Origin of the sequence: Amphibacillus jilinensis Y1, from assembly GCF_000306965.1 — a bacterium.
GTDB classification, from domain to species: domain Bacteria; phylum Bacillota; class Bacilli; order Bacillales; family Amphibacillaceae; genus Amphibacillus_C; species Amphibacillus_C jilinensis.
In genome coordinates, this window is sequence record NZ_JH976434.1 from 583,257 (window position 1) to 598,280 (window position 15,024).

General features: G+C 37.9%; 13 protein-coding genes. 3 read left to right on the plus strand and 10 right to left on the minus strand.

Annotation, left to right across the window (positions count from 1 at the left end; genetic code table 11):
- Nucleotides 1–6: 6 nt before the first annotated feature.
- From B494_RS20410 to yicI, 5 genes are all read right to left on the minus strand, one after another.
- A complete protein-coding gene (locus tag B494_RS20410) occupies nucleotides 7–126 on the minus strand; it encodes a YjcZ family sporulation protein (protein ID WP_017470944.1) in 120 nt (39 codons plus the stop codon).
- A gap of 129 nt (nucleotides 127–255) precedes the next feature.
- Nucleotides 256–1,077, minus strand: coding sequence for a carbohydrate ABC transporter permease (locus B494_RS0103320; RefSeq protein ID WP_017470945.1), 822 nt, complete (start codon nucleotides 1,075–1,077; stop codon nucleotides 256–258).
- Entirely contained in the window at nucleotides 1,077–1,940 is an 864-nt protein-coding gene (locus B494_RS0103325) for a carbohydrate ABC transporter permease (protein WP_017470946.1), read from the minus strand. Before B494_RS0103325 ends, B494_RS0103320 begins: the two co-directional genes overlap by 1 nt.
- Nucleotides 1,941–2,328: 388 nt before the next feature.
- The gene (locus B494_RS0103330) at nucleotides 2,329–3,606 is read right to left on the minus strand and encodes an ABC transporter substrate-binding protein (RefSeq protein WP_017470947.1); all 1,278 of its coding nucleotides are present in this window, start codon (nucleotides 3,604–3,606) and stop codon (nucleotides 2,329–2,331) included.
- A 291-nt stretch (nucleotides 3,607–3,897) separates the two neighbouring features.
- Entirely contained in the window at nucleotides 3,898–6,210 is a 2,313-nt protein-coding gene (gene yicI / locus B494_RS0103335; RefSeq protein WP_017470948.1) for an alpha-xylosidase, read from the minus strand.
- Between the two features lie 149 nt (nucleotides 6,211–6,359).
- Here yicI and B494_RS0103340 point away from each other — a divergent pair, with 149 nt between their 5' ends.
- Nucleotides 6,360–7,229 (plus strand): helix-turn-helix transcriptional regulator, encoded by an 870-nt coding sequence (locus B494_RS0103340; RefSeq protein ID WP_017470949.1) that lies wholly within the window; start codon nucleotides 6,360–6,362, stop codon nucleotides 7,227–7,229.
- 94 nt (nucleotides 7,230–7,323) lie between these two features.
- Here the strand turns inward: B494_RS0103340 and B494_RS21700 are convergent, their stop codons facing one another.
- Nucleotides 7,324–7,458, minus strand: coding sequence for a putative holin-like toxin (locus B494_RS21700; protein ID WP_420884335.1), 135 nt, complete (start codon nucleotides 7,456–7,458; stop codon nucleotides 7,324–7,326).
- Nucleotides 7,459–7,554: 96 nt separating this feature from the next.
- Nucleotides 7,555–8,544, minus strand: a complete 990-nt coding sequence (gene galE, locus B494_RS0103345) for a UDP-glucose 4-epimerase GalE (protein WP_017470950.1) — start codon at nucleotides 8,542–8,544, stop codon at nucleotides 7,555–7,557.
- 202 nt (nucleotides 8,545–8,746) lie between these two features.
- Here galE and B494_RS0103350 point away from each other — a divergent pair, with 202 nt between their 5' ends.
- Both B494_RS0103350 and B494_RS0103355 read left to right on the plus strand, forming a co-directional pair.
- Complete coding sequence (locus B494_RS0103350; RefSeq protein WP_017470951.1) at nucleotides 8,747–10,123, plus strand: sugar transferase; 1,377 nt, start codon at nucleotides 8,747–8,749, stop codon at nucleotides 10,121–10,123.
- Between the two features lie 100 nt (nucleotides 10,124–10,223).
- Nucleotides 10,224–10,763 (plus strand): nuclease-related domain-containing protein, encoded by a 540-nt coding sequence (locus B494_RS0103355; RefSeq protein WP_017470952.1) that lies wholly within the window; start codon nucleotides 10,224–10,226, stop codon nucleotides 10,761–10,763.
- A 75-nt stretch (nucleotides 10,764–10,838) separates the two neighbouring features.
- On the opposite strand, the gene B494_RS0103360 is transcribed toward B494_RS0103355, so the two are convergent.
- From B494_RS0103360 to xylF, 3 genes are all read right to left on the minus strand, one after another.
- Entirely contained in the window at nucleotides 10,839–12,005 is a 1,167-nt protein-coding gene (locus tag B494_RS0103360; protein ID WP_017470953.1) for a sugar ABC transporter permease, read from the minus strand.
- Entirely contained in the window at nucleotides 11,977–13,503 is a 1,527-nt protein-coding gene (locus tag B494_RS0103365; RefSeq protein ID WP_033193523.1) for a xylose ABC transporter ATP-binding protein, read from the minus strand. Before B494_RS0103365 ends, B494_RS0103360 begins: the two co-directional genes overlap by 29 nt.
- A 156-nt stretch (nucleotides 13,504–13,659) precedes the next feature.
- A complete protein-coding gene (xylF, locus tag B494_RS0103370; protein ID WP_017470955.1) occupies nucleotides 13,660–14,751 on the minus strand; it encodes a D-xylose ABC transporter substrate-binding protein in 1,092 nt (363 codons plus the stop codon).
- Between the last annotated feature and the right edge of the window lie 273 nt (nucleotides 14,752–15,024).

Below are 15,024 nucleotides of genomic sequence, written 5' to 3' on the forward strand. Positions count from 1 at the left end.
TAGAACTTAATAACCCCATCCGCCATAGAATGACGCTCCAATGATAATTAACAAAATGAATAGCACAATTAAAAGCGCAAAACCTCCACCGAAACCAGTAGGAGCAGGTGTGTGGCAACCACTCATGATAACAACCTCCTTTAAGTCATTTCACCAGTAGTATATGTCTTTGATTCAATTGTGTAATGGACATTGCCCCATTTTTTTATACAACTGCATGATTGATTTGGCAAGACGAAGTTATTCCTTAGCGAGTTACTTAACAGACCCATCCGAAATCCCCTTAATAATGTATTTTTGTAAAAACATATAAAGGATTATAATTGGGATAATCGCAAGTACTAATCCTGCTAAAGCTAAATTCCATTGTCTTGAATATTCTCCAAAGAAGTAAAACGTTCTTAGTGGAATTGTGTGCATACCTGCTCGATTAATGACCAGTGATGGTAATAAATAGTCATTCCAAAACCAAATCGCATTCAAGACAATAACGGTAACTGTTGTTGACTTCAACATTGGAAACATAATGTACCAATAGACTTGAAACCTATTACAGCCATCCATAATCGCTGCCTCATCCAAAGCTTTAGGTATACCTCTTAAGGCACCAAAGTATAAAAAAATCGCCAAACTTGAGCCTAATCCTAAATACATAATAGCCAAACCCGTTCGGTTGAGCATATCCACCTTGCCGAATATTGCGATAAGTGGAATCATAATCGATTGAAACGGGACAAGCATTAAGATCGCAAAAATAAAGTAGATCATTGAACTTGTCTTTGATGGACGTCTTGATAAAGCATAAGCAGCCATAGACGTACAAAAGACAATTAAAGCAATACTACCTGCAGTCACAATAGTAGAGTTGAAAAAGCTTTGAATAAAATCTAGTCTTGCAAAAGCGACCGGATAGTTAGCTAGCGTCGCATCGATTGGCAAATTCAATGGGCTTGTAAAAATTTCACCTCTTGTTTTGAAAGAGTTGACAATCACAAGATAAAAGGGATAGATCCATAATAAAGAGGTTAATCCGCCAATGATCATAAACGAGTAACGAGAATAGCTTTTACCATTCATTATAAATCGACCTCCCGCTTACGTGTGAAATAAATCTGAATCACAGAAATGGTTGCGACAATAACCAAGAAAATCACCGCTTTAGCCTGAGCATAGCCCATCTCTCGCGTCATAAAAGCGGAATTGTAAATATTCATCGTTACCATTTCAGTTGAACCGAACGGTCCGCCGCCCGTTAATGCCATATTTTGATCATACACTTTAAAAGCATTAGATAATGTTAAAAAAAGACTAATTGTAAACGCTGGCGCAATAAGCGGAAATTTAACATGACGAAAACGTTGCCACGCATTAGCACCATCAATCGTTGATGCCTCAAGTAATTCTTGCGGTACATTATTTAAAAATGAAATATAGATAACCATAATATAACCACTCATTTGCCAAACAAATAGGATAACCAATCCCCAAAATCCCGTTCGGGTACTAGCCAACCAGTCACTAAAAATCCCCCATCCTGTCAATTGGGCGAGACCATCAAATGCACGAATAAAGATAAACTGCCAAATAAAACCGAGGATAATACCGCCGATCAAGTTAGGCATAAAATAAATGGTTCGAAACACAGTACTGACTTTGTTTGACTTCTGTGTGACTAATAGAGCAAAAGCAAGCCCAATAACATTAATTCCAATTATAGAAGCAATTGAAAAGCCTGCTGTGAAACGCAAACTATTTAAAAAATTTTGATCTGTAAATAAACGACGATAATTATCAAAGCCTACAAAGCTTGAAATTTGAAAACCATTATAATCTGTAAGTGAATAATAGATACCTTGTAAAAAAGGCACAATAATGACGAACGTAATCGCAAGTAAACACGGCAATAAAAATAACCAATATGTCGATTGTTTGAATTTCACCTTTACACCACCTTAGAGAATTCGAATGCACACTTAAGCGGAGGGCATCGAAATCGTTCTTGTTGTCAATTAAGATCTAACCTTCCCCCAACACCAATTGCTTCCGTTACCCATTTTTTATAAAACGAACCTTCTATCAGTAGGGCGGTTCGTTCTGCTCCCACTAACTGTTAGTTAAGTGAATCAGGAGATCACGTCCGTTAGCGCCCACCTGAATAGATGCGTTTTATTCTCTATTATGAGGAGAGCTTTAACAAACATTATCTGTGGTCACACTGTAAAAACATTTTTATCTTTTTATCATAGCTAAACTTTATCCGTTTACTAGGTTAAGAATATTAAAGAAAGAGCTGAAGTCGAAGCGCAACTACTCCGACTTCACAAGCTATTATCGCATCTGTGAATATTGTGTGCTTGTCACTTCTTTAAAGTCGTCCCAACTAATATCACCGTTTAAATATTTCTGGAACTCTGGGAACAAGACGGTATTAAAGAAACCATCCGGGTAGAGATTGTTAGCCCAAATTGCTGTCTGATCATTTAATAATGTTTGATAGATTTCTTGTGACAGTTCATCTTCAATTAAATCTGGATCATAGTCCTCGTGTGCAGGAATATAGCGGAAATCAGTCATGATCATTTCTTTTCCATACTCTGATGTATACATCCAATCTAGAAAGTCTTTCGATGCTTCAATTTCTGCCTCCGACTTCTGCCCGTTAACCCCCCAGAACCACGATGGCCCAGCCGCCATAACACCTTGATCATCTGACTCGATAAAGAGTGGGAGAATACCTAATTTGTTTGTAACAAAATCTGGATCAATATCCATTAATGTTGGGATAATCCAATTCCCTTGGTGTATAATGGCTGCCCGATCATTGACAAATAAATCTTCCACTGACGTACTATAATCTAATGATAAAATCGGCTGAACATTATATTGGTTAATAAGGTCTGTATAATCCTGCAAACGTTCACCATACTGATAAGTTAATGATTCTGCCTCATACGCATCGATCACACTATGGTTAAATTCTGCCGAACTAAAATGGGCACTAAATTGGCTAACTACCCAGTCTTCTGCACCACTAAAAGCAAAGACAGCCTCTAATCCCAATTCTTCTTTCTGACTATCAATCGTTTCTACTGCTGAAACAAAATCTTGATAGGAATGAATCGCGTCTGGATCAACACCAGCTTGATTGAAAATTTCTCGATTGATCATCCAGCCAAATCCTTCAATATTTAATGGGATACCATATGGCGTGCCGTCTAATGTTGCACCTTCTAGTGTGCCTTCAATAGCGGTTTGTGCTGATGCCATATCAGAAACATCAGTCAAATAATCTTGATAGGTCTCAACGTCTGAAAGACCACCGAGCGTTATAATATTAGGATCTTCACCAGATGCAAATCTTGCTTGTAAAGCAGAAGGGGCATCTTCCCCTCCACCAACCGTTGTTAAATCGATATTGACATGTGGATTGTCATCCTCATAGGTAGCGATTAGCGCTTCCAATTGATCGCGTGTTTCCACTTTAATGTTAAAAACAGAAATCGTAACCTCTTCACCGTCAGCACCCCCATTGTCACCTGATCCACATCCTACAGCTATTAGTAATGTTAAACTTAAAATCCCTATTGATGTAAATAAACGCTTCATTATAAACACCCTCCTAAATGAATATAAACTTCGCCAAAAAGATGAACTACCGCTTCCCCTTACCACTTATTTTACATTTCTAACATACGCGTCATACACGTATGCCCTATTTCTAATAACTCAACTTTCAAACGTAGCTCAAGCCACGCCCACGAAAAGCGGAACATATCTCATCTGCGAGTCGAAAACCTATATTCAAAGGCAACGCCTATATTTAATATGCGGTTTACCCTTAGGCTATCTTGACTGAACCTGAAAATTTAGTTGAGAAAGTTGAGTTCATAAGTAAACTTACAAAATAAGCTCTAGTTTCTGTGAACCATAAAGAGAAATAACAGACTGCCCAGCTTGATTTTGCTTTAATTCTCCACTTGTACATGATTGAATGTCTTGATCATGACAAACGATTTGATAATGTAAAGCTTCCATGTCTGTTTCAATAGAAATCACTTGATTATTTAGATAGGCGGTCACTTGACCTTTTTTATTACCCTTTTGATCAACAAGCACTGCATGTGCTTGCTTCCCTTCTTGCAATTGGTAAAGTGTAAACGTCGGGTGATCGGTATAATCATAATCGGGTACATCATCACGATAACCTGTGATTAAGATCGTATGCTCCCTTACATACAAAGGTAAGTTAAAGTAGTCATATTGATCATGATGCCAACCCCCACCTTTGACAACTTCACCTGTTAATAGGTGCGTCCACTTACCTTCAGGTAAATAATAGGATGCTTCTCCATCTGAATTAAAGACAGGTGCAACCAATAATGAAGAACCAAGCATATATTGACGATCCAGATAATGTGTCGTCAAATCTTCAGAAAAATCAAGTAACAACGGGCGCATGACCGGTAAACCTGTTTGATGATTGTCAACTGATCGTCCAAATAAATACGGCATTAACGTATTTTTTAACTTGGCGAAGTGACGTGTGACCTCAACCGCCTCTTGATCAAACACCCAAGGGACACGATAAGATGTCGAACCATGTAATCGCGAATGGGTCGATAAGAGCCCAAACGCTGTCCATCGTTTAAATAAATCGGGAGTAGACGTATTCTCAAAACCACCAATATCATGACTCCAATAGCCAAAACCAGACAAGGCAAGCGACAAGCCGCCTCTTAAACTTTCAGCCATTGACTCATACGTGGCATCACAATCGCCACCCCAATGAACAGGAAACTGTTGACCACCTGCTGTTGCAGAGCGTGCAAATAAGACAGCCTCATGTTCACCACGTTCTACTTTTAACAAGTCAAAAACAAGTTTATTATAAAGATAGCTATAATAGTTATGCATTTTGTTTGGATCAGAACCATCATAGTATGCAACATCTGTCGGGATCCGCTCACCAAAATCGGTTTTAAAAGTATCTACACCCATATCTAATAATGCTTTTAATTTTTGCTGGTACCATGCACAGGCCTTTGGATTTGAAAAATCAACGATCCCCATTCCTGCTTGCCACAAATCCCACTGCCAGATCGACCCATCAGGGCGTTTCAGTAAAAAATCCCTTTCGACAGCTTCGTCAAATAACTTCGACTTTTCTGCAATATATGGATTAATCCATACACTAATTTGTAAACCTTTCTTTTTTAAACGCTGTAACATTTTTTCAGGTTCTGGGAATGCATCACGGTCCCATTCAAAATTACTCCATTCAAACTCTTTCATCCAAAAGCAATCAAAATGAAAGACACGTAAAGGAATATCCCTTTCAGCCATACCATCAACAAAATGATTTACTGTTTCTTCATCATAGTTCGTTGTGAATGAAGTCGTTAACCACAAGCCATATGACCATGCGGGAGGTAGAGCAGGTTTACCTGTTAAGCTTGTATAATTGCGATAGACATCTTGCAAATCCTTACCATTGATGACAAAGTAGTCTAACACCTCACCTTCTAAGCTAAATTGTGTTTTTGAAACAGCTTCAATCCCTACTTCAAAACTCACTTTTTCCGGATGATTGACAAATACCCCATACCCTTGATTACTTAAAAAGAATGGTACATTTTTATATGCTTGTTCAGAACTCGTCCCCCCATCTTGATTCCAAATATCAACGACTTGCCCATTTTTAATAAATGGACTAAAGCGCTCACCTAGACCATAAATTTGCTCACCTACAGCTAAATTTAATTGACCACGCATATAAGTGGATTGATCAGGTCCTTCAATCCATGCAAGACCTTTTAGATTAACCTCAGTTAATTGTTTGCTCTGGTCATAGAAATAGATGTGAAAAGGATCATATTCAACCCTAACCACTGTCTCACCGGATTTAATCTCCAAATAATCATCCTGTTGATCGACGTTTAAAGCGAGCTCCTGTTTATTTAGCTCAAATGCAGGGTTGGGGGTAATCGCCCCTTTATGGTGCCAAGCTTTAATCTGGAATACATCCGCCAGTGGTGAACTGATCTCAATGGTTAATGAAGCAACATTTAACGTATTTCCTCGGTGAGCGATGTATTGACATGGAGCGTATAAAGTCACTTTTTCCCGGGAAATATTGAAATCTCTAACCATATACGGATGATTAATCTGATAACCCTGTTTTGTTAACCAAAAACCATCTGTAAATTTCATTTTATCCTCCTAACAAAACTTTTTCACTAACTTTTTTGAAAACCCTTTCATTTCGTTATATTTAATATTATACTGACTGAATAAGAGATTTTATTGTACAATTACAATCTTTTGTTGCACAATTATGATATTTTATTTGGAGGATAATGATGGAAGACTCCATTTTGTTAGAAAATCGGATGCACGGTGATACGATGTTCCCGATTCGAGTGTACACGGTCGACTATTTAGATGGTGAGGTGATCTTTAATTTACATTGGCATCCTGAATTTGAATTTCTTTACTTAGAGGAAGGGGAAATAACATTTCAAGTTGGCACCAATCGCTACCATTTGAAGCAAGGGGATATTTGCTCTATTCGCTGCGAAGAACTACATGGTGCTTACCCAGTAAAAGGAAGGTCATTCAAGTTGCATGCGATTGTTTTTCACATGAACTTAATCAAAAGCTTTACATTTGACTTAGTTGATAATGAATACCTTGATCACTTACATGCTATTGACTTTCCGCCATTTAAACGAATGCAAACATCAAGAGCAAAAGGACTATTGCAGCAATTACTCGATACTTATTTCAATAAAGCGTATGGTTTTGAAATGGAAGTGAAAGGCTATTTGTATTTAATTCTAGCTGATCTTCTTCGTGATAATTCACAAAACGCACCTCATGTATCGCCAGAAATCGCAAATAAATTAAATATTATTAAAGCCATTATGCAGTATGTTGATAACCATCTTGATCAGCAGATAACGATAGCTGAACTTGCTGAGCAAGCACAAATGAGTGAAGGCCATTTTAGTCGCTTTTTCAAATCGATTGTGCGTATGACACCGATTCAATATGTCAATTCGATCAAAATTAATAAAGCCTGTGAATTACTGAAAAAAACGGATAAAAAAATCATAGAAGTCGCAATGGATGTTGGTTTTGATAACCAAAGCTATTTTATTCGGACTTTTAAAAAACAAAGAAAGTGCTCACCTTCCCAATTTAGGAAGGATGGCATTGATATATGGTGAAGGTAAAAAGCAAAGGGACTTGCATGTAAGCCATGCAGCCCCTTTATAACCGTTAAACTTCCTCTTTCTTTGAGCACTTCATAACTGTATGTGCTTAACGTAAAACAAAAGATAGACAAGCTATCAAGAACGTACCAAATCCAATGAGCACCATAAACGTCTCATAAATGGTCATAAAGATCACCACCTCCTGCATGGAATATGATGGAGTCAATATTCCAATTATCATCGATAGAACAAAACTCAATATACGAACTTATGTTCTTATCATGACCGAAGATAGTGTTATTTATACTTACATACTAAAGCTTTTCCATTTAATGATTTAAAGTTGTCGCTCAAACTGCCAAGCATCTCTAAGCATATCTTCTACTTTTAATGTCGCGGACCAGCCAAGCTGATCTTTAATTTTTGACACATCTGCATAGCAAGTCGCAATATCACCTGGTCGGCGCTCAGTAATTTGGTATGGAATCGATATGCCGTTAACAGCTTCAAACGCTTCAATCATTTCCAGTACAGAAGTACCTTTTCCCGTACCTAAATTATAGATTTCCAAACCGGATTTGAGCTTTTCTAAAGCAGCCACATGGCCTTTCGCTAAATCAACGACATGAATATAATCACGTACCCCGGTTCCATCTACCGTATCATAATCATTTCCATAGACAAATAACTTCTCTAATTCACCCTTAGCCACCTTTGTAATATAAGGGACAAGGTTATTAGGAATACCACTTGGATCTTCACCTAGTAAACCACTTGAATGGGCACCAACTGGGTTAAAGTAGCGTAATAAAACAATAGATAACTTACGATGTTTTTTGATCACATCCTGTAATATCCGTTCACTCATTGCTTTAGTCTCGCCATAAGGATTGGTTGTTGACAACAATGGCATTGTTTCATGCATCGGCGACGTCTGATCACCATAGACCGTTGCTGAAGACGAGAAAACAAATTGTTTAACCTCATATGTCAAACAAGCTTCAGCAAGTGCCATTGTACTTATTAAATTATTTTGATAATAAAGAAGCGGTTTGTCGACAGATTCCCCAACAGCTTTTAATCCCGCAAAGTGGATCACACCATCAATGTGATGGGCTTGAAAAATCTTTGCCAACGCCTGCTTGTCTGTGACATCACCTTGATAGAAGGTAATCTTTTTTTGGGTGATCTGTTCGATTTTCCCCACCGTTTCTCTCTTACTATTTGACAAGTTATCAATAATAATCACATCATGTCCGTTATTTAGCAATTCTACGGAAGTGTGTGAACCAATATAGCCCACCCCGCCTGTTACTAATATATTCATTATTCTCACCCTCATTTTTTAGCTGTACACTTGATATCTTCATTATAGTCATTTGATTGCAAGTCAGCAAATTTTTAATAACTTTGAGATTCTAGTTGGATAATAGCAATACAAGTATTATAATAAAGGGTGAATCTTTTTCTATTAATCACTACACGCATTAAACATATGAAACCGTAACTTTGAAAGGAGCCGAGAAAAAGTGAATTTTAATAACTCAAGAACACAAAAGTTCTTGTTAATGCTTGGCGATATTTTTTGTATTTTAGCTGCCTATGTAAGTGCCTTTTATATACGATACTTTGACTTTCCTGATCCAAATTGGGATGCGTTTATTTCATTGTTACCTTGGATCATCGTTATTGGCTTATTTCTAATATCCGTCTATGAGCTTTATATTATTGATGGGAAACAAACCCTGACCGACTTAATAAGAAAAATTCTTGTTGTCGTGACCATGCTGACGTTCCTAACGATGGCAAGTTCATACTTATTTCGAGCGTTTGCCATGCCACGTTCTGTCATTGTCATTTCGACACTGTTTATGGTTGTCTATTTGTTTGTTTTTAAAGCTGTTTTCCTTAAGCTAACAAGAAGAAAAGTAGTTGGTAAGTTCCTGATTATCGGTAATGAAACAAATGCAGAACAACTGATTACCAAAATCAATTACCCGATGCTAAAACGCTCAGAAATAACTTGTGTTAAAGAAGGGTCCAATATGAAAGGGATCAAGCAATTGGTGATCAATTCTGATTACATTATTTTATGCACAGATATTTCTAAGGAACTAAAGTCACAAGTGATTTACCATGCCATGGAGCATAACAAGGAAGTTTATGTTATTCCAACCTTATATGAGCTTGTTTTGCAACGGGCAACGACTTCACCGTTGGATGATACGCTTGTCATGGGGGTTAAGCCGTTTGGTTTAACTTGGGAGAAAACATTCATCAAGCGATTATTTGATATTGTCTTTTCTTTACTCGTTCTGATTGTGATTTCACCTTTACTATTAGTGATGGCAATCATTGTTAAATTGGAAGACCCAAAAGCATCTGCTATTTATTCACAAGAGCGACTCGGTAAAGATGACAAGCCCTTTACCATATACAAATTCCGTTCGATGATCAGTGATGCCGAGTCTTATACAGGGCCAATTCTTGCTTCAACGAATGATGATCGTATCACTAAGGTCGGAAAGTTTATTCGAGCGACACGCATCGATGAATTACCACAGTTTTTCAATGTGTTAAAAGGTGATATGTCAATCGTTGGACCAAGACCTGAACGAGAATTCTTTATTAACAAACTGTTAAAAGAACATTATCATTATGGCTATCGAAATCGCGTAAAACCTGGCATCACCGGATATGCGCAAGTGATGGGAAAATATACAACCGTAGCAGAAGACAAGCTTAGATTCGACTTATTTTATATACGGAATTACAGTTTCTGGTTAGACCTACTGATTATTTTAAAAACATTTTTAGTCGTTTTTGATAAGTCAAAATCTGAAGGGACAGAAACAAAGAAAAAAGTATCGACAAAACAAGAAGCACTAAATCGTAATAATATTTAACAACTAAAATAGAGTCATCGAGATACGCATCAATCGGTGGCTCCATTTTTTGATCAAAGAAGACTCGCCTAACTCTTTAATATAATAAGGAGGATTCAATATGTCTGGGCTTGAAGTATTTGTTGGTTTAGCTATTATTACTGGACTAAGCGGCTTATACACAAAATTAAGAAAAAAGGTCGGTTCACGTTACGTTGAACAAAAGCTACAGAAACTCGATCAAGATATTTACCAAACCCTTTCGAATGTTAAGCTAGACGATCAAAATCAAATTGATCATGTTGTTCTCTCCGTTTACGGTATTTTCATCATTAAACGTGTAAACCAACACGGTACCATCTATGGTAGTTCATCCGATCAGGAATGGACCTGTCAACTAAAGAAACAGAAACAAACGTTTCCAAATCCAATTAAACAACACGCAACACTTACTTCCACTTTAGTAAAACACTTTAATATAAAAGAAAAATACATCCATACCATTGTTGCATTTGCCAATAAAGCTGAATTAGCAGTCGATCAACAATTAATTAAAGCAAACCAAGTAACCGATTACGATCGGCTTCCCGATCTCATTCAATCCTTTTCAACACCACAATTAGCTAAACAACAAATTCAAACCATTGCAGATAACTTCTAAAAAAGCACCCATTCGCCTTTGCTTTAGCGAATGGGTTAGCTTTTCTTATCTTTAAAACTTTACACTTTGACAAATTTAGGCGGTCTGTTTTTTATTTGAAATATCAACCCACACCGCCACGATTAAAATCAGACCTTTAACAATATATTGCCAAAAGGTTTGAATATTCATCATGCTCATCCCGTTATCGATACTCGCCATTATTAACGCGCCAATAATGGCACCAACGATTTTTCCTTTCCCACCTGTTAAGCTTGCGCCACCAATGACACAAGCGGCAATCGCATCTAGCTCATACATATCACCAGCACTTACCGTGGCAGCATTTAATCGACTGGTTAGCATAATGCCTGCTAAGCCAGCCAAAGCCCCCATTAATACAAAAACATAAAGGGTATGTCGTTTAATATTGATTCCTGATAGGGCCGCCGCTTCTTCATTGCCACCGATCGCATAGATATAGCGACCAAATGCTGTCTTATTCGAAACAAAAATAAACAGACTACCAAAGAAAACAACGATCAGCATCGGTAAAGGCACCCCATAATAAAGACTTAACATAAATGTAATTAAGAGAATTCCTGCACCATAAATCATCACTTTCCCATAGTCAACAAGTGGTGAAGCTAGCTGTAGCGCCAACTTATTTCGTTTGATCCGATCTTTCCACGTTAAGAAAAAGAACAGAGCAACCATAACTATCGCAAGAAGATAACCTAAACTATATGGAAGATAACTATTTGAAATAAAGCGGAAGCTTGGTTCTAAAGGAGCTATGGTTCGACCTTGACTTATACCAATTAATATCCCACGAAAGATGAGCTGACCACCTAAAGTAACGATAAAGGCGGGCACAGCACGATAAGCCACCCACCAACCTTGCCACAACCCAAGTAACGCACCAGCTATAATAGCAACCGCAATAACAGACACCGTTCCCCATCCATACCAAACCTGAAGAATTGCTGCAATTCCACCCGCTAAGCCAGCTAATGAGCCAACTGATAAATCAATATGTCCAGTAACAATAATTAAGGTCATCCCAATTGATAAGACTGAGATCACTGCCATTTGATTAAATAAATTGGATAAGTTACGAGGTGATAGAAACTCTCCACCTGTAAATAAACTAAAAATAAGCGCAATCGCTATTAATGCAATGATTAAAGTATACGCTTGTATATTTAAGCTAATGTCCATTTTCGGCTTTTGTTCAACGTCCTGATGCTTTAACTGCTTCATTTTTACCCCTCCTTAGCGTGGCATAGGTCATAATCTTCTCTTGTGTCGCTTCTGCCCTACTCAAATGCCCAGTGACTTCACCTTCTGACATGACCATGATCCGATCAGACATCCCTAACACTTCAGGTAATTCTGAGGAGACAATAACAACCGCAACACCTTGAGCAGCTAATTCATTAATAATTTTGTAAATTTCATATTTAGCCCCAACATCTATTCCTCTTGTTGGCTCATCTAAGACCAAGATTTTTGGATCAGTAAATAACCATTTACTTAAAACAACTTTCTGCTGATTTCCTCCGCTTAATTGTGAAACATCTACTTCTAGCGAATGCGTTTTTAACCGCATTTTTTCCGTTAACTCTTCAGCCTTCTTCACTTCTAGCGTCCGATCAATTAAGCGATTCGGCATCACTTTTTTCAGAGCAGCCAATGTTGAATTTTTCGATATCTCCATGCCCATGACTAGCCCATATTTCTTGCGATCTTCTGACACATAAGCTAAGCCTTTAGCAATAGCATCTGAAGGCTTTCTAATATTAACTGTTTCACCAGAAATAACGACTTGGCCTGATGATGTGCCGGGATACCCACCAAACAAACTTGTAAACAACTCTGTTCGCCCGGCGCCCATCAAACCAGCCACACCAAGAATTTCACCTTCCCGTAGATTGAAAGATGCATGTTTGACAAGCATCTCGCCTGTCAAACCATGTTTAAATTGATAATCTTGAACCATTAAAACGTCTTCTCCAATTTGATGCGCTTGATATGGGAAAAATTCAGTAAGTGCTCTACCGACCATTTTTGAAACAATTTTATCTTCTGTTAAAACATCAATGGGATCTGTACTAACGGTTTTCCCATCACGCAACACCGTCACCGTATCCGCTATAGCTAGTACTTCACCAAGCTTATGAGATATATAAATACACGTGACCCCTTTGCTTTTAAGCGCTCTTAATAGGTGCATCAACACGTCAACATCACTCTCGGTTAATGCTGCAGTCGGTTCATCTAAAATAAGAATATCGGCCTTCTTCGTAAGCGCTTTAACAATTTCAATAAGTTGTTGTTTTCCAACAGTCAAATCACTGACTCGCATTTGCGGATCAACTTTTAATCCTATTTGTTCAAGCCAATATTGCGCTTCAGCATAGAGACCATGCCAATCAATAACAGGCTTTTTCATGCGCTCATGACTTAAGAAAATATTTTCAGCTACTGTCATCTCTGGTACCAAAGCTAATTCCTGATAAATAATCGCTACACCTGCGTCTTGAGACTCTTTTATATCCCTAAATGCTACCGGTTTACTATTTATGAAAATATCGCCATGATAGCTTCCTGTCGGGTATACACCACTTAATACTTTCATTAAAGTTGACTTCCCTGCACCATTTTCTCCACATAAAGCATGAATCTCTCCCTTTTTCACAGAAAAGCTAACACGATCCAACGCCTTTACACCTGGAAATGCCTTAGTGATCTCCTTCATTTCTAACACGTAATTACCCACTATTTTTCACCGCCTTTATGACAAGCTTTAGATTACGAGCGAAAGCCTTGGCACTCATCCTATAACATTTTTTAACATATAACCAAAGAAGGAGACACGTTCTCCTCCTTTGGCTACATTTTGGCATCCTATTTTCTAGGGTTGATCAGGTCTATCTTGCTCTGGGACATTCCGATAAATATCATCGTAACTATGAAATCCATCTGCAATAATTGTATCGATAATATTATCTTGTGTAACAGGAATAGGCTCTAATTTTATAAAGGGGACATCAGTTACCTCATTATTTACAGTTTCATCAACTTGAATGGCCTCTCCGTTCGCCAACTGGACAGCAACTTCCGCATTTCTTGTGGCGATCGCACGAATCGGTTTATAGATCGTCATTGATTGCGTACCTTCTGCAATTCTTTGAACAGCTGCTAAATCAGCATCTTGACCAGAAATAGCAACTTCTCCAGCTAAATTTTGTGCACTTAATGCTTGTATCGCACCACCAGCAGTACTATCATTTGTCGCTACAATGACATCAATATCATTATTATTAGAAGTTAAGGCGTTCTCCACAATGCTAAGTGCATTTTCCGCTGACCATCCATCAGCCCACTGATCCCCAACAATCTCTATATCACCACTATCAATCAGTCGATCTAAAACGTTCATCTGACCTTCTCTAAACATATGGGCATTATTATCTGTTGGTGCCCCACCCAGCAAGAAGTATTTTCCGTTCGGTACATTTTCAACTAAGTATTCGGCTTGCATTTCTCCAACGCTTACATTATCAAATGAGACATAGGCATCAACATGTGCATTATTAATTAAGCGATCATAGGCGACAACAGGTATCCCTTCATCATTTGCCTGTTCAACTACAGGACTTAAAGCATCTGAGTTATTAGCAATAATAACTAGCACATCTATTCCTTGTGAAAGCATATTTTGGATTTGTGAAAGTTGTCTTTCGTCTTGACCATCCGCCGATTGAACAAGAACATTTGCTCCTAATTCTTCAGCTGTTTCTACAAAAATATCACGATCATGTTGCCAACGTTCAAGTGTTAAATCAGCCACCGATAGACCAATCGTTAAATCAGCATCTTCCTCACCTTCTAATTCAAGATTTTCTCCTCCAACATCTTGATCAATCGCTTGCCCACAAGCAACCAGAAAAAACAACATAACGAAGCCTAACCACTTAATAATAGTCACATTAAACTTTTGCAAATCGATACCCCTTTCTATTCTTCATTCATTTGAATACGCTTACATAATAGCAAAAAATGTATTGTTTGTCTACTGGACAAACTAAGTTTTGGTAGAAATTTTGAAACCACTCAATTTCTAATATACGCATACCCAACAAAAAGGTACAACTAGCGCGTTGTCCCGCTTCCATGACGCGACAGCCCAATGGTGTTGCTTCCTTCACGCCTTAGCGAAGGGATTACGAAATGTAACACACACAAGTAAGCTATAGCGGTTCTCGACACATTACAT

Coding starts and splice junctions, on each gene's coding strand:
- B494_RS20410 (WP_017470944.1), bottom strand. CDS start 126: ATGAGTGGTTGCCACACACCTGCTCCTACTGGTTTCGGTGGAGGTTTT.
- B494_RS0103320 (WP_017470945.1), bottom strand. CDS start 1,077: ATGAATGGTAAAAGCTATTCTCGTTACTCGTTTATGATCATTGGCGGA.
- B494_RS0103330 (WP_017470947.1), bottom strand. CDS start 3,606: ATGAAGCGTTTATTTACATCAATAGGGATTTTAAGTTTAACATTACTA.
- yicI (WP_017470948.1), bottom strand. CDS start 6,210: ATGAAATTTACAGATGGTTTTTGGTTAACAAAACAGGGTTATCAGATT.
- B494_RS0103340 (WP_017470949.1), top strand. CDS start 6,360: ATGGAAGACTCCATTTTGTTAGAAAATCGGATGCACGGTGATACGATG.
- B494_RS21700 (WP_420884335.1), bottom strand. CDS start 7,458: ATGATAATTGGAATATTGACTCCATCATATTCCATGCAGGAGGTGGTG.
- galE (WP_017470950.1), bottom strand. CDS start 8,544: ATGAATATATTAGTAACAGGCGGGGTGGGCTATATTGGTTCACACACT.
- B494_RS0103355 (WP_017470952.1), top strand. CDS start 10,224: ATGTCTGGGCTTGAAGTATTTGTTGGTTTAGCTATTATTACTGGACTA.
- B494_RS0103360 (WP_017470953.1), bottom strand. CDS start 12,005: ATGAAGCAGTTAAAGCATCAGGACGTTGAACAAAAGCCGAAAATGGAC.
- B494_RS0103365 (WP_033193523.1), bottom strand. CDS start 13,503: ATGAAGGAGATCACTAAGGCATTTCCAGGTGTAAAGGCGTTGGATCGT.